The following is a 15451-nucleotide window of genomic DNA, read 5'->3' on the forward strand; positions in this document are numbered from 1 at the left end:
CGCAGCACACGCGCACCGCGTCCTTCCGATGCAACGCATATGATCGCTATAACAGGGACATACGACATATCCTTACGCGTATCGCCACTTCGTTTCCACAGAAGAAACCGAATTGAAATATTTTATTGCAACTTCGGATCTAAATTGGTTATGTCTGTTATACAAACCGGACCCCGGACAAAGCGGCAGCAAAGCCGTCCGCCGGCACAGGGATGGGGCGTGGGCCAGGCATCGTGCCGGGCCGATATTGGGGGGTAAGCGATGATGAAACTCCGGCATTTCGTGCTTCTGACGACCGCACTCACCGGCATGACCGGCACGGCCTTCGCGCAGGACAGCACAACCGCACAGGCACAGGCCGAACCCGATGACGGCGAGATCGTCGTCACCGGCATCCGCAAGGGCATCGCCGATTCGATCGAGACCAAGCGTCGCGCGGATTCGATCGTCGACGTCATTTCGGCCGAGGACGTCGGCAAGCTGCCTGACAGCAACATCGCCGACTCGCTCGCCCGCCTGCCCGGCGTCACCGTCGACCGCCAGTTTGGCGAGGGCGAACAGCTGTCGATCGCCGGTGTCGAGCCGGCGCTCAACCGCCTGACCATCGACGGCCATTCGGTCGCATCGGCTGACTGGGGCGGCAACCCGTCCGACCGGTCGAGCCGTTCGTTCAACTATTCGCTGCTGTCGCCGACGATCATCAGCCAGGCCATCGTCTACAAGACGCCCGAGGCCCGGTTGCAGGAAGGCGCGATCGGCGCGACCGTCGACATCGTCACCCGCAAGCCGCTGGACACCAAGCCGAACACGATCGCGCTGAACGGCGGCTATGAATATAACGACCGGGCCAAGCGCGGCAGCATCCGCGGGTCCGCGCTGTACAGCTGGCGCAACGACGACGAGACGATCGGCTTCCTGGGCGCGTTCAACTACGACAAGGAACAGCTGAGCCGCGCCGGCGTCGCCTCCTACTGGTATCGCACCGGTGCCGCGCTGCTCGAACGCTATCCGCGCGATGCCGCCGGCAACATCGTCTATAACGGCCCGAACGGCACCGTGGCGAGCGGCCCGACGATCAACGGCACGCTGCCGAACAAGGCGACGATCGACGCGTTCAGCAACGCCCGCTACGCCTCGTTCCTGGCCCGCGAGTTCTTCCGTCAGGAGCGCGAGCGCATCGGCTTTTCGGGCGCGGTACAGGCCCGGCCGACCGACAATCTGACGGTCACCGCCACCGCGCTGGTCATTCGCGGCAATTACGACAATCTGTCGAACTCCGAATATACCTACGGCTTCGAAGGCTCGCGGATGACCGCGGCGACCTTCGTCCCCGGCACCGGCAACAGCCCCGGCGTCGTCGACTCGGCCACCTTCGCCGGCATCACCTCGGGCACCGGGGCGACCGGCCAGCTTGATACCAACTTCCGTCGCACCCGCATCAAGAACGATTCGATCGCCGCGCTGATCGAATGGAAGCCCGAGGGCTGGGAAATCACCGGCAACTTCGGCGCAACCCGGGCATCGGGTGGCAAGAGCCCGGAATATCTGCTCGATTTCCGCACGCAGCAGGGCTTCACCGCCGGTGCCAACGGCCGCAACACCACGGTCAACTGGCAGTTTCCGGCCAGCGACGCGACCAAGTGGCTGAGCAATTTCACCGCCGCCGGCGGCGAAAACATCACCGCGACCGACGGGCGCAAGTTCTTCGGTCGTCAGATCGGCGGCATCCCGCTCCAGTCGGGGTTCACGCTCGACAAGGAAATCTTCGCCGAAGCGAACTTCAAGCATGAGGTGAACTGGGGTCCGGTCACCGCCCTGCTGTTCGGCGCGCGCTATGCCGATCACGACAACAGCAACACGACCTTCAGCAACGCGGTCTTCACGAACCAGAACTTCACGCTGAACGACCTGAATCCGTATGTGCTCGACGGCAACCTCTACAACGGTCTCGGCACGTCGGGTAACGGCACGCCCTATGCCACGCTGGACCGCGACGGCATCATCGCCGCCTTGCAGAAATACGGCAATTTCACCGATGATCGCGGCCTGTCCAAGGGCGATTACTGGCTGGTCAACGAAAAGATCGCCGCCGGTTACGTCCAGGCCAATTTCGAACTGGGCAAGTTTCGCGGCAACATCGGCGGGCGCTATGTCTTCACCCGCGATCAGTCGAACTTCTTCGTCCAGAGCAATGGCGTGTTCGCGCCGACCCGCGTCACCAACGACGACAACCGCTTCCTGCCCGCCGCCAATCTGATCTTCCAGGTGAGCGACGACGTGGTGCTCCGCGGTTCCGCCGCCAAGGTCATCGCCCGCGCCCGCTACGGCGATCTGGCCGGATCGCTCTCGCTGGACGACACGACCCGCTCGGGCAGCGGCGGCAACCCCGACCTGAAGCCCTATGCGGCGACCAATTTCGGCGCGTCGGCCGAATGGTATTTCGCACCGGGCAGCTTCCTGTCGGCGGAAATCTTCTACCGCGACATCTCGAACTACATCGGCAACGAGGTCGACAACGGCCCGGATGGTCAGGGCGTACCCTTCACCAACACCGTGACCGGCCGCACCCTGACCTACGCCATCTCGCGGCCGATCAACGGCGGCAAGGCCTCGGTTACCGGCTTCTCGGTTTCGGGCAACACCGCGCTGGCCTACGGCTTCGGCATCCAGGGCAGCTACACCTTCGCCGATGCCGAGACCCCGTTCGCCAACGGCCTGCCCTATCTGTCGCGCAACGTCGTCACGATCGTGCCCTATTACGAAAACGGCCCGATCCAGGCGCGCGTCAGCTACAATCGCCGATCGAAGTATTTCTACCGCTTCGGGCGTCAGGCCTCGTCGGACTATACCGATGCCTATCGCCAGCTCGACGCCTCGGTGTCCTACGCCCTCGCCGACGGTATCTCGCTGACCGCCAGCGCCAGCAACCTGCTCGACGAAACCTATTATCAGTACAGCTCGACGCCGGACGCGCCGACGTCGATCTACAAGAACGGACGCGTGTTCTCGATCAGCGGCACCTTCCGCATGTGACCCGTGGCGGGCGCGCACCCTGCGCGCCCGGCCGGACGATTCCGTTACCCGGACACGGTTTTCCCATCATCGTATCCGGTGCTACCGTCCGCAGGCCACGCGCTTGCGGACGGCTTTTTTCCTTTCTGCCCCCCGTTGCTGGAGACCGACCATGCCCGATCTTTCCCGCCGATCGCTGATCGCCACCGGACTGGTTGCCGGCACGGCCGGTTCCACGATGGGCAGCGCCGCGCTGGGCCGCGTCGTGCCTGCCGCCGCGGGCGGTGCCGCGCCAAAACCCTGGGGGGCCACCCCCTCCCCGCGCCAGCTCGCCTGGCACATGCGCGAACAATACGCCTTCGTCCATTTCGCCATGAACACCTTCACCGACAAGGAATGGGGCTATGGCGACGAAGATCCCAAGCTGTTCGACCCGACCGATTTCGACGCGGACCAGATCGTCGCGGCGGCCAAGGCGGGCGGCCTGAAGGGCATCATCCTGACCGCCAAGCATCATGACGGCTTCTGCCTGTGGCCGACGATGCTGACCGAACACTGCATCCGCAACGCCCCCTACAAGGGCGGCAAGGGCGACATCGTCGGCGAGATGTCGGCGGCCTGCAAGCGCGGCGGCATCCCCTTTGCCATCTACCTGTCGCCCTGGGACCGCAACCACGCGGACTATGGCCGTCCGGCCTATGTCGACTATTTCCGCAAGCAGATCGTCGAACTCTGCACCCGTTACGGCACGCTGTTCGAATTCTGGTTCGACGGCGCGAACGGCGGCGATGGCTATTATGGCGGCGCGCGCGAAACGCGCCGGATCGACGCCCCGAAATATTACGACTGGCCGCGCACCATCGCGCTGGTCCACCAGCATCAGCCAATGGCCTGCACCTTCGATCCGCTCGGCGCGGACATTCGCTGGGTCGGCAACGAGGACGGGGTTGCGGGCGATCCCTGCTGGCCGACCATGCCCAACCACCCCTATGTCCAGTCCGAGGGAAATTCCGGCGTGCGCGGTGCCGAATTATGGTGGCCGGCGGAAACCAACACCTCGATCCGTCCTGGCTGGTTCTATCATGCCGACGAGGATTCGAAGGTGAAAAGCCCCGAGCGTCTCGTTCAATTCTATGACGAATCCGTCGCGCGCGGCACCAACATGAACCTGAACCTGCCGCCCGACCGGCGCGGCCGGATCCCTGACCAGGACATGGCGGTGCTGACCTCGTTCGGCAACGCAATCCGCGCCAGCTTCGCCAACGATCTGGCGAAGGCCGCGGTCGCCAGCGCCAGCGCGACGCGCGGCCCCGCCTTCGCACCCGGACGCGTGCTCGACGGCAATCGCGACACCTACTGGTCGACGCCCGACACAGTCACGACGCCGACGCTCACCCTCGACCTGCCGCCGGGGCGCAGCTTCGACCTGATCCGCCTGCGCGAATATCTGCCGCTCGGCGTCCGCGTTACCCGCTTTGCGGTCGACGCCGAAATGGGTGGCCGCTGGCAGGAACTGGCCACCCATGAATGTATCGGCGCACAGCGGATCATCCGCTTGGGCACGCCCGTCACCGCGCGCCGCATCCGCCTGCGCATCCTCGACGCGCCCGCCTGTCCGGCGATCAGCGAGGTGTCGCTGTTCCGCTCGGTCGCACCGGTGCCGGTCGCGCCGGCCAGGTCGGGCGACCGGACCATCCTGTCCACCCGCGCCTGGAGCATCGTCACCGCCACGGCACCCGGCGCACAGGCGCTGCTCGACGACGATACCGCCACCGCCTGGACCATGCCGGCACCGGCCGCCGGCAGTCCGGCCAGCGTCACGCTGGACCTCGCCGCGACGCGCACCCTCGCCGGTTTCAGCCTGACGCCGTCGCGCGCGGTCATGGCGAAGACCGCGCCGCCGCGCGGCTATGTCGCGGAAACCAGCCTCGACGGCGTGCGCTGGCAACCGGCGGCCGAGGGCGAGTTCGCCAATATCGCCTATGCACTGGCGACGCAGCGAATCCCATTCGCCGGCCCGCGCGAGGCCCGCTACCTCCGCCTGCGGTTCGCGGCCACCGCCATCCCCGCCGAACGGCTCGCCATCGCCGGCATCGGCGCGTTCACCACCCCGCGATGATCGGGACCAGCCCTCACCGCAGGCGCGATGACGGCTGGATTGCCCGGCCGAACCCGCGCTAGGGTTCGCCATGTCCCTCGCCAGCAGCCCGCCCGGTCCCGCCGCCAAGACCCCGCCGACCTATGTCGTCCCCGCGCTGGAAAAGGCGATCGACGTCATCGAACTGCTGACGGGCGAACCCGGCGGCCTGACGATCAGCGAAATCGCGACCCGGCTCGGCCGGTCGATCAGCGAACTGTTCCGCGTGGTGGTCGTGCTCGACCGGCGCGGCTGGCTGTTCAAGGATCCGGGCAACGACCGTTACCGCGTGACCTACAAGCTGCTGGAAATCGCGCACCGCGCCACGCCCGCGCAGGAACTGGCGCAGGTCGCCGCACCGCTGATGCACGACCTGGCGCTGCGGATCGCCCAGTCCTGTCATCTGGTGGTGCTGAACGACACGCGCGGGCTGGTCATCCTGCGTCAGGAAAATCCGGGGCCGACGGCATTTGCCGTCCGCGTCGGCACCGCCGTCGATCTCGCCGCCAGTTGCTCGGGCCACGTCCTGCTCGCCTTTGCCGATGCCCGCACGCTGGCGATGACCGGTGCCACGATCGACCCCGCGCTGGCCGCCACGCTGGATAGGGTGCGCGCCAGCGGCCATCAACGGATCGCCAGCGCGCTGATGCAGGGCGTGACCGACATCAGTTGCCCGGTCTTCGGTTTCGATGGCGGGGTGGTCGCGGCGCTGACCGTCCCGTTCCTGACCGCGATCGACGCCGCGCCGCACGTCTCGCTGGAGGATGCGCTGATCGACCTGTCGCGCGTCGCCGCCCGCATGTCGACCGCGCTCGGCTGGTACGGCCGCGACACCGCGCCGGCCGCACCCGCTCTCTCCACCGCCGCCGCCCCCCGCAAGCGGCGGACGCGCGCCGATTAGGGCTGCTCGGCCAGCGCAAAGATCCGTTCGGCCGCCACCCACTTCACGCCTGCCGGCGCAAACGGCAACGCCTGTTGCAGCGTGTCCATCAGCGCTTCCCAGCGGACGACCGCCGGATCGGCGCGATCGGCCGCCGCCTTGGCCTCCGCGTCGAACCGGTCATCGACGGTCATCACCATGGCCAGCCGGTTGCCGGCCAGAAAGATCTGCATGTCGGTGATCCCGGCGCGCCGGATCGACGCGATCACCGCCGCCGGCGGACCACCCGGCCGATGCCAGTCGCGATAGGCCGCGATCGCCGCCGCATCGTCACGCAGGTCGAGCAGCAGGACATCCTGATGCGCCATGGATCCTGATCCTTCATCGGTTTCGCCGCCTGTCCTGATCGACCAGCCGCATGGTTGGCAAGACCGCAGGTCCCACATTCTGCACACCATGGTTATATCGTATAGTTTCGTGTCCGTTTCCGTTGTTTCACGGCTCGTTTACGCGCGACGCGCAACACCTGTCGTTACGGCCGCGCAACGCGTCCGCAGGAGGCAAAGCAACGGCCATGCTCAAATGGTTTCGGGAATCCGCACCGATCCGCACCAAGCTGCGGGTTCTGACGATCGCCAATCTCGCCATGGGCAGTGGTGCCGCCGCCGCGATCATCGGCATGCCCCCGGGCCGTCCCGCGTTGCTGGTCGCCGCGCTGGTACTGGCGGTGATGGTGGCGATGAACGTCGTCGCCAACCGCGCCATCGCCGACCCCTATGTCGCGACCGTGGTGCGGATGGAGGCGCTGGCCGATGGCGATCTGGCCAGCCAGATCGAGCGCACCCACCATGCCGACTGTGTCGGCCGCATGACCAAGGCGATGCAGACCTTCCGCGATGCCGCCGTCGCCCTGCGCGAAAGCGAGACGACGGACCATGTCGTGCAGGCGATGGGCACCGCCCTGTCCCGGGTCGCGGAGGGCGACATGTCCACGCGGCTGGATACGCCGTTCGCGGGCGACTACGAACCGATGCGCGTCCATTTCAACACCGCGATTCACGCGATCGCGACAACGCTGTCTGCGGTGAACCATGCGGCGGCCAACATCCGCACCGGTACGGGCGAGATCGCCCACGCCTCCGACGACCTGTCGCATCGCACCGAACAGCAGGCCGCCAGCCTTGAGGAAACCGCCGCCGCGATGCACGAGGTGACGACGACGGTCCGCGAAACCGCGCGCCACGCCGAGCGCGCCAACACCATCGTCGCGGAGGCCGGCGTCGATGCCGCCAATGGCGGGCGGATCGTGCGCGAGGCGGTCGACGCGATGGCCGGGATCGAGCGCGCCTCGGCCGAGATCGGCGACATCATCGCGGTGATCGACGGCATCGCCTTCCAGACCAATCTGCTCGCGCTGAATGCCGGGGTGGAGGCCGCGCGCGCCGGCGATGCGGGACGCGGTTTCGCGGTCGTCGCCTCCGAGGTGCGCGCGCTGGCGCAACGCTCGGCCGATGCCGCCAAGGACGTGAAGGCCAAGATCACCGCGTCGGCCCGCCAAGTCGAGGCCGGCGTGGCGCTGGTCAACGATACCGGCGGCGCGCTGCTCCGGATCGTCGGCCGGATCACCGAAATCGACGGCCTGGTGGCGCAGATCGCCAGCGCCGCGCAGCAACAGGCGTCCGGCCTGCAACAGGTCAACATCGCGGTGGGCGAAATGGACTCGGTCACGCAACAGAACGCGGCGATGGTCGAACAATCCGCCGCCGCCGCCCGCAACCTGGCCGACGAGGCCCGCGTGCTCGCGGCGCAGGTCGCCCGCTTCCACCTCGCCGCCGGCGCATCGCAGTCCCCGGCTTCGTCACCGGTACACGCACCCGACACCGCGTATGGCGATGCCGAACGCCCCTCCAACGTCCGTCGCCTGCGCGCCTGATCGGGTGTCAGGCGTCGGCGTCGGCGTCGGTGTCAGCGGCGGTCGCCAACAGCGCGGTCACCTCCTCCACCGTGATGCCGAACGCACCGGCCAGCCCGGCGACCGATGTGCCCCGCTGCGCCAGCATCACCAGCCGGTCGACATCGACCGTCGTCTGATAGCCGCGGGTATCGCGCTCCTCGCGCACCGTGCCCGTGCGGCGCAGCGCGCCCGACTGCCGGCGTTTGGGCCGATCCTCTGCCGAAGGGTCCAGATCCGTGCGGCTGCTTTGCCGCGTGCCGGCACGCGTCATTTCCTCTGAGCGCCGCGCCAGTCGCGCCTGTTCGCGTTGCTGCGTCGCCTGCTCGCGTTCCGCCGCCCGGGCCTCGATCCGCGCGGCGGCCTCCGCCTGCCGGACGATCGCGCGCTGCTCGCGCTCCGCTGCGCGCTGCCGCGACCGTTCGGTCGGGAAGTCCGACACCGCCACCCGGCCCGCCGGCCTGTCCCAACCGTTACTCAACCGCCCGCGTCCCTCATTCACCGCAACAGGCGCGCGCCATAGGCCACACCGGCCCGCCGCGACAACCGTCGCGATGCCGGGGATCGGGCCGGACGGCGACGACACAAGACCACTGGCCCGGCGACATCGACGCACTACATCATGGGGCAATGATCGACCTGCTTCCCCCCGCCATTCCGGCCGCCACGCTGGTCACCTTCCGCGAGGTGGCGGGCGCAGCGCCCGACCTGCTGATGGTCGAACGCGCCAGGGCGATGGCGTTCGCCCCCGGCGCGCTCGTCTTTCCCGGCGGGCGGGTCGATCCCGGCGATCATGCGCTGGCGGCGCTGGCCGGACCGGTACAGGAAGACGACGCCGACGAGGCCGCCGCACGGATCGCCGCGATCCGGGAAACCATCGAGGAGGCCGGACTGCCGATCGGCCTTGATCCGATGCCCGATGCCGACCGGCTGGCCGCGCTGCGCTCCGCGCTCCACGGCGGGCAACCGTTCGGCGAAGCACTGGCCGAGGCCGGACTGACACTGACGCCGCAGGTGTTGATTCCGTTCGCGCGCTGGCGGCCGGCCCACGCCCATGCGCGGATTTTCGACACGCGCTTCTATCTCGCGCGCCTGCCCGCCGGTGCCCCGCCCGCCAGTGTCGACCGGACCGAAAATGCCCGATTGTGCTGGCAAGGCGCGCAAGGGGTGCTCGACGCCGCCGATGCCGGCCGGGTGTCGATCATCTATCCGACCCGCCGCAATCTCGAACGCCTCGCGCAGTTCGCCAGTTTCGACGAAGCCGTCGCCGATGCCCGGCGATATCCGCCCCGCACGATCACCCCGTTCGAGCGCGTGGTCGATGGCGAGACGCTGCTCTGCATCCCCGATGATGCCGGCTACCCGGTCTGCGCGGAAACCTTGTCGCGCGCGATGCGCGGATGACCGCCGCCGCCGCGACACGCCGCGCGATCGTCCGCGCCCTGCTGCTCGTCCTGCTGCTGCTTACCGGGCTGATCGCCTATGCCCTGCTGCGCGGTCGGCCGCAGGATCTGCCATGGACACCGCTCGACCTGTCCGCGCCGACCGGCCTGTTCACGGGGCGCAAGCTGACCGCGCTGACCGGCGACTTCCCACAATGTCGCGCGGTCCTTGCCGCCGCCGGCGTCCGCTATACCGCGCTGCCGGCCCGTACCGATGGGCAGTGCGGCTATGCCGATGCTGTACGGTTCGCCCCCGGTGGCGCGCGGACGGTCGCCTATGCGCCCGCAGGGCTAGGCGTCGCCTGCCCGGTCGCCGCCGCGCTCGCGAAATGGGAATGGGACGTGGTGCAGCCCGCCGCCCAGCGCCTGTTTGCCAGCCCGGTCGTCGCGATCGACCATTTCGGCAGCTACAGTTGCCGGCGCATCTATGGCCGCGATGCCGGCAGCTGGAGCGAACATTCGACCGCCGACGCGGTCGACATCGCCGGCTTCCGCCTGGCTGACGGCACACGCATCACCGTGGCGCGCGACTGGCAAGGCACCGGTCCCAGGGCCACGTTCCTGCGGACCGTCCGCAACGGCGCGTGCGACCTGTTCGCGACGACGCTGTCCCCCGACTACAACGCCGCCCACGCCGACCATTTCCATCTCGACCAAGCCAGTCGCGGCGCGACCGGCTGGCGTGCCTGCCGCTAACGGATCAGCAGCCGGCCGGGTGGTCAGTGCGCCATGGGCGCGGCGCTATCCACCTTTTCGACCCAATAGGGAAAGAAGGACGGCTGGCGGCTCGACCAGCCCGATGCCGTCGCCGCGGCCTCGCTGATCGACTGGAGCAGCTTGCGCCGCAGTTCGGGATGCAAATGCGGCAACGCCGCCGCCGCGCAGAAGGCCGAGGGCAGCCATGGCCGGACCTCGGCCCCGACCAGCCGCTCGTACAGGAAGCGGAAGCTGGAAAAGCTGGTCAGCCGCCCCTGACCCAGGTCGAACGCGGCGATCGTCACCAGCGGGGCCAGGAACGGCTCCACCGCGTTCAGGCCGCTCGCCTCGGGGATCAGCAGCCGCACATCGGGCAGGCTTTCATAGATGCGGGCATGGGCGCGGATGCTCGCCGCCTCGACCAGATCGCGCGACCAGCGCAGCATGGCGTCGTCGCGGTCCAGACCGATGTCCAGCGCGCGGCGGATATACCGCTGCGTCGCCGCCTCGAACCCGGCAAACTCCTTCATTTCGGCCAGCGTCATCGCGCCTTCTGCCGGCTTCATCCTTGATGCCATAACCCGCCCCCGTTGATCGAAAACCGTTGGAAGACTTCAGGGTCACATGATGCGCGCGAATGGTTAATGCCGCGTGTACCGCATCGTCCGACTCCGTAACCCCAAGGGATCACGAACGTCGCTGCGCTGCAACATCACTTGCGACGAGCCGAACGCGAATTGGCGGAAAGCGTGGTCCGGATACAGCAGACGGCACGGGCAGGGATCCGGTGCCCCGACACAGGCTGCCCGTGCTGTATTGTCCGACGCCGGATCGCCGCCTTCGCGGGCTAACCGAAAAATATGAAGGCCACGATACGACCAGGCCCGCGCGTCTGGCCCCTGGCAATCCGCAAAAAACGGGGCGGGACGGCCAATGCCACCCCGCCCCGTTCATGCCGCGTTGAACCGTCGTGGATCAGTGATCGCGACGGTCGGCCTCGGCCTTTTCGTCAAACCCCGACGATGGTGCCGGATCCTGCTGCGACGGCTGAGTCGACGATACCGGATCGCTGCCATCCATCGTCTCGTCCAACGCCTCGTCCAGCGCGTCATCATGCTCGTTGACCGGACCCTGTCCGCCAGCGTTCTTCGCATCGGCATCTTCGGACGGTGCGACCGACAGGCTGTCCAGCGCGCGTGGGTCGATGGTGGTGTCGTTGGCCATGGTGAATCTCCTCATCCCCGGTTGTTACGCTACCAACACTTCAGGCGGTGGGCCGTTCCGCGCCAATATCCTGATCCAGCGCAGTCTTATCCAAGGCGGTCACGGTCACGATCTGACGGTACAGTACCGCTTCGCCGAACACCGTCATGAACGCGATGTCGGTGGCATCGCGGCCGACACAGACCCGCGCGATATCACCCGGCCGGGCCATGCCGGTGGGATCGACCAGATGCCACGCGCCGTCCAGCCACACCTCCACCACCGCATGAAAGTCGGGCGGGTCGACGCCGGGGGCATAGGCCGACACGCAGCGCGCCGGAATGTCCCCCGCCCGCGCCAGCGCCACCAGCAGGTGCGCATAGTCGCGGCACACGCCCGCGCGCGAGGCGAAGGTCATCATCGCCGTCGTCGTGCCCGCACTGGCCCCGGCGCGATACTGCAACGCTTCCTGGACCCAGCGTGCGAGCGCCGCCACCAGGGGACCGCCACGCAGACCGGCGAAGCGGCGATGCACGAACCCCTCAAGCCGATCGGATTCGCAGTAACGGCTCGGCATCAGATACTCGATGACCGGTCCGGGCAGCATCCGCACCGGCGTGGCCGGCAACATCGCCAGATCTTCGGTCGGCCGATCGACCTTGACGATCGCCTCGTACCGCACCTCCAGCCGCCCGGTCGCGCGTGCCCAGCACCGCTGGCCAATACCGTGATCGCCGACCGCCGCACGGATCGGATCGTCCGACCACACGGTCAGCGCCTCATGCTCGATCCGCTGGTCCGCCATTGCCGCCGCCTCGATCTGGAGCAGAACGTCGGCGGGCCGGGCGAACCCGTAATCCAGATGCACGTCGATCCTCAGCCGCATCGGTCCCTGTCGCCCCTTTCAATAAAAAAAGGCCCGGCAGGTCTCCCTGCCGGGCCGTCATGCCCGCCTGTGCGGACGATCGGTTCAGTTCCGGTTGCCGCCGGTCAGGCGCAGGATGAACAGGAACATGTTGATGAAGTCGAGGTACAGGCTCAGCGCCGACATGATGACCACGCGGCCCATCATGTCCGTACCCGCCACCTGATCGTACAACGCCTTGGTCCGCTGCGTGTCATAGGCGGTCAGGCCGGCGAACAGCAGCACGCCGATCGCGCTGATCGCGAAGCCCAGCATGCTCGACTGGACGAAGATGTTGATGATGCTGGCGACCAGCAGGCCGACGACGCCAACGATCAGGAATGTACCGAACGCCGACAGGTCGCGCTTCGTTGTGTAGCCGTACAGGCTGAGTGCTGCGAAACCAGCCGCCGTTGCAAAGAACGCTCCGGCGATCGACGTACCGCTGTACACCAGGAAGATCGACGAGAGCGACAGGCCCATCACGACCGCGAAGCCCCAGAACATCAGTTGCAGCGTGCCCGTGCTCATCCGGTTCTGGCCGAAGCTCATGCCGAACACGAAGGCCAGCGGCGCGAACATGATGACATAGCGCAGCGCGCCGCCGTTCAGCATGATCTGTGCGGCCGGCGACGATGCCCCGCCCCAGGCGAACAACAGGGCGACAATGCCGGTCAGCAGCACGCCCGACGTCATGTAGTTATAGACCGACAGCATGTACGACCGCAGCCCGGCATCATAGGATGCATCGCGGGTACCTGCCCGGCTGGATCCGAACGGCGCGGCGCTCGGCCGGGGGTCAGACCAGTTTGCCATCTCGAAAATCGCTCCTTTGCCCGGCATCGTGCCGGTTCGTTCAAATATCGTACCGATGCATACGCTTTACAAGCGATTCCGGTTGCATCCCGCCGCAGACGCCCGTGTAGTCCGGCGAGTCATGCACCGCCTGTTCGTCGCCCTGCGCCCGCCGCCCGACATCCGTCTGTCGCTATCGGCCACAATGGCCGGCGTCCCGACCGCGCGGTGGCAGGACGACGCCCATCTGCACCTGACCCTGCGCTATGTCGGCCCGGTCGAGCGCCCCGTGGCCGAGGATCTGGCCGTCGCGCTGGCCGCCATCCACGCGCCCGCGCCCAAGGTCGCGCTGGCGGGCGTTGGCCGGTTCGAGAAGCGTGGCCGGACCGACTCGCTGTGGGCCGGGATCGCCCCGCGCGATGCGCTCACCCACCTGCATCACAAGGTCGAACAGGCGGTCCGCCGCGTCGGTCTGCCCGCCGACCCACGCGCCTTCCTGCCCCACATCACGGTCGCCCGGCTGGCGCGCGGGGCCGGGGTCGAACACGAGATCGCCGGCTGGCTGCTCGACCACGCCGCGCTCGCCAGCCCCGCCTTCACCCTGCCCCATCTGGTCCTGTACGAAAGCCACCTCGGCAGCGAAGGCGCGACCTATGACGCGATCGCCCGCTGGCCGCTCGACCCGCCACCCCGCGCCTGATCCCAACAAACCGCTTCCCTCGCGCGCCATCCCTGATAGCGTGGAAGAAACGGTATGGAGACGGACCAGTGGCTAACGAGCCAATTGTGCACAGCGACAGGGCCTCTCCCTATGCCTGGTATGTTCTGTCGATCCTGTTCCTGGTCTACATCCTGAACTTCGTCGATCGCCAGATCATCTCGATCCTGGCCGAGGACATCAAGCGCGACCTGCACCTGCAGGACGAGGATCTGGGCTTCCTCTACGGCACCGCGTTTGGCGTGTTCTATGCGCTGTTCGGCATTCCGCTCGGGCGGCTGGCGGACAACTGGCACCGGGTGCGGCTGATGACCGTCGGTCTGGCGCTCTGGTCCAGCATGACCGCGCTGTCCGGTCTGTCCCGCTCGGGCGCGCAACTAACCGCCGCGCGGATCGGTGTCGGCATCGGCGAGGCGACGGCCAGCCCGGCCGCCTATTCGCTGATCTCGGACTGGTTTCCCAAGCGGCTGCGCGGCACCGCGCTGTCGATCTATTCGGCCGGGCTGTTCGTCGGCGGCGGCTGTTCGCTGTTCATCGGCGGACTGATCGTCCAGAAATGGAACCTCGCCTATCCCGGTGGCGGCCCGCTGGGACTGGTCGGCTGGCAGGCGGCGTTCATGGCCGTCGGCATCCCCGGCATCCTGCTCGCGCTGTGGATCGCCACCCTGCGCGAACCGCCGCGCGGCCTTTCCGAAGGGTTGGGCGCCGCCCCGCCGCACCCCGCGCCGTTCCGCGCGTTCCTGGGCGAGCTGGTCACCATCATCCCGCCGCTGACGCTGATCGGCGCGGCGAAGGGTGGCCCCCGCGCGCTGGCGATCAACGCCGCCGCGCTCGCCGTCACCATCGGCGTCGTCCTGACGCTGATCGCGGCCGGCGAACCGAAGCCGCAATGGATCGCGATCGGCATCGGCGTCTATGCGGTCTTCTCCTGGGCCAGCGCGCTGCGGCGTCGCGACCCGCCGACCTTCGCGCTGATCGTCGGCACGCCCGCCTTCCTGTTCACCGTCGTCGCCTATGGCCTCAACGCCTTCCTCAGCTACGCCGCCAGCTTCTGGGCCGCGCCCTATGCGCTGCGGACGCTGGGCGCGTCACCCGCCGATGCCGGGTTCTTCATCGGCGCATCGGGCGCGCTCTCGGGCTTTCTGGGTGTGACGCTGGGCGGCATCATCGGCGACCGGCTGCACCGGACCAATCCCGCCGGGCGGCTGTGGGTCGTGATCTTCGGCGCGATCGTGCCTGTGCCTTTCCTGGCACTCGCCTTCACCGCGACCACGACCGGCCTGTTCTACCCCTGCATCTTCATGGCCCAGATGACCGCCAGTTGCGCGCTTGGCGCGGCGGCGGCCACCACGCAGGATCTGGTCCTGCCCCGGATGCGCGGTACGGCGACCGCCACCTTCTTCATCGGCACGACCCTGATCGGCCTTGCGCTCGGGCCGTATCTGGCCGGACGGGTGTCGACCGTGACCGGCAGCCTCTCGACCGGCATGGTGTCGCTGTTGCTCAGCGTACCCGTGACGCTCGCCTGCGCCATTGCCGCCTATCGCCTCGTTCCGGCCGCCGAAGCGACGCGTGAAGCGCGGGCGGCAGCGGCCGGGGAGGTTTGACGCAAGGGTCCCAGCTGCCCAATTCGGCTTCGACAGCACGCTTTGCGAAGGTCCTACCGAACCCCGATATTTAGCAACCACTCCGGCGAAGACCGGGACCCAATTG

14 protein-coding genes are annotated in these 15451 nt (G+C 67.7%); 8 read left to right on the forward strand and 6 right to left on the reverse strand.

From position 1 onward, the window contains the following. Window positions 1–264: 264 nt before the first annotated feature. The 3 genes from ASE75_RS13550 (at window position 265) to ASE75_RS13560 (ending at window position 6050) form a co-directional block, all read left to right on the forward strand. On the forward strand, window positions 265–3033 hold the full coding sequence (locus ASE75_RS13550; protein WP_082463999.1) for a TonB-dependent receptor: 2769 nt from the start codon (window positions 265–267) through the stop codon (window positions 3031–3033). Window positions 3034–3184: 151 nt separating this feature from the next. Continuing rightward, window positions 3185–5131, forward strand: a complete 1947-nt coding sequence (locus tag ASE75_RS13555; protein ID WP_055934430.1) for an alpha-L-fucosidase — start codon at window positions 3185–3187, stop codon at window positions 5129–5131. Window positions 5132–5201: 70 nt separating this feature from the next. Then, window positions 5202–6050 (forward strand): IclR family transcriptional regulator, encoded by an 849-nt coding sequence (locus ASE75_RS13560; RefSeq protein WP_055934432.1) that lies wholly within the window; start codon window positions 5202–5204, stop codon window positions 6048–6050. On the opposite strand, the gene ASE75_RS13565 is transcribed toward ASE75_RS13560, so the two are convergent. Further along, window positions 6047–6397 carry an L-rhamnose mutarotase gene (locus ASE75_RS13565; protein ID WP_055934434.1) on the reverse strand — a complete coding sequence of 117 codons (351 nt, stop codon included), beginning with the start codon at window positions 6395–6397 and terminating at the stop codon, window positions 6047–6049. The genes ASE75_RS13560 and ASE75_RS13565 overlap by 4 nt on opposite strands. 206 nt (window positions 6398–6603) lie before the next feature. On the opposite strand from ASE75_RS13565, the gene ASE75_RS13570 reads away from it, so the two are divergent. After that, complete coding sequence (locus ASE75_RS13570; RefSeq protein WP_055934436.1) at window positions 6604–7962, forward strand: methyl-accepting chemotaxis protein; 1359 nt, start codon at window positions 6604–6606, stop codon at window positions 7960–7962. A gap of 7 nt (window positions 7963–7969) precedes the next feature. Here the strand turns inward: ASE75_RS13570 and ASE75_RS13575 are convergent, their stop codons facing one another. Then, window positions 7970–8461 (reverse strand): hypothetical protein, encoded by a 492-nt coding sequence (locus ASE75_RS13575; protein ID WP_055934582.1) that lies wholly within the window; start codon window positions 8459–8461, stop codon window positions 7970–7972. A gap of 149 nt (window positions 8462–8610) precedes the next feature. Between ASE75_RS13575 and ASE75_RS13580 the strand changes: the two genes are divergently transcribed. Together ASE75_RS13580 and ASE75_RS13585 are read left to right on the forward strand one after the other, a co-directional pair. Beyond that, window positions 8611–9384, forward strand: a complete 774-nt coding sequence (locus ASE75_RS13580; protein ID WP_055934438.1) for an NUDIX domain-containing protein — start codon at window positions 8611–8613, stop codon at window positions 9382–9384. Further along, entirely contained in the window at window positions 9381–10118 is a 738-nt protein-coding gene (locus ASE75_RS13585) for an extensin-like domain-containing protein (RefSeq protein ID WP_055934439.1), read from the forward strand. The genes ASE75_RS13580 and ASE75_RS13585 overlap by 4 nt, the downstream gene beginning before the upstream one ends. Window positions 10119–10141: 23 nt before the next feature. Here ASE75_RS13585 and ASE75_RS13590 read toward each other — a convergent pair whose 3' ends face one another. The 4 genes from ASE75_RS13590 to ASE75_RS13605 all read right to left on the reverse strand — a co-directional run bounded on the left by ASE75_RS13590 (window position 10142) and on the right by ASE75_RS13605 (window position 13041). Next, on the reverse strand, window positions 10142–10684 hold the full coding sequence (locus ASE75_RS13590; RefSeq protein WP_235512757.1) for a hypothetical protein: 543 nt from the start codon (window positions 10682–10684) through the stop codon (window positions 10142–10144). Between the two features lie 409 nt (window positions 10685–11093). After that, complete coding sequence (locus ASE75_RS13595; RefSeq protein ID WP_055934444.1) at window positions 11094–11342, reverse strand: hypothetical protein; 249 nt, start codon at window positions 11340–11342, stop codon at window positions 11094–11096. Between the two features lie 40 nt (window positions 11343–11382). Further along, window positions 11383–12207, reverse strand: coding sequence for a transglutaminase-like domain-containing protein (locus ASE75_RS13600; RefSeq protein ID WP_055934446.1), 825 nt, complete (start codon window positions 12205–12207; stop codon window positions 11383–11385). Between the two features lie 84 nt (window positions 12208–12291). Continuing rightward, window positions 12292–13041 (reverse strand): Bax inhibitor-1/YccA family protein, encoded by a 750-nt coding sequence (locus tag ASE75_RS13605; RefSeq protein WP_055934585.1) that lies wholly within the window; start codon window positions 13039–13041, stop codon window positions 12292–12294. A 121-nt stretch (window positions 13042–13162) separates the two neighbouring features. Here ASE75_RS13605 and thpR point away from each other — a divergent pair, with 121 nt between their 5' ends. Together thpR and ASE75_RS13615 are read left to right on the forward strand one after the other, a co-directional pair. Further along, window positions 13163–13720, forward strand: a complete 558-nt coding sequence (gene thpR / locus ASE75_RS13610; RefSeq protein ID WP_055934448.1) for an RNA 2',3'-cyclic phosphodiesterase — start codon at window positions 13163–13165, stop codon at window positions 13718–13720. A gap of 68 nt (window positions 13721–13788) precedes the next feature. Continuing rightward, complete coding sequence (locus tag ASE75_RS13615) at window positions 13789–15345, forward strand: spinster family MFS transporter (protein ID WP_055934450.1); 1557 nt, start codon at window positions 13789–13791, stop codon at window positions 15343–15345. Window positions 15346–15451: the final 106 nt, after the last annotated feature.

The organism is Sphingomonas sp. Leaf17 (genome assembly GCF_001421505.1).
Lineage (GTDB): Bacteria > Pseudomonadota > Alphaproteobacteria > Sphingomonadales > Sphingomonadaceae > Sphingomonas.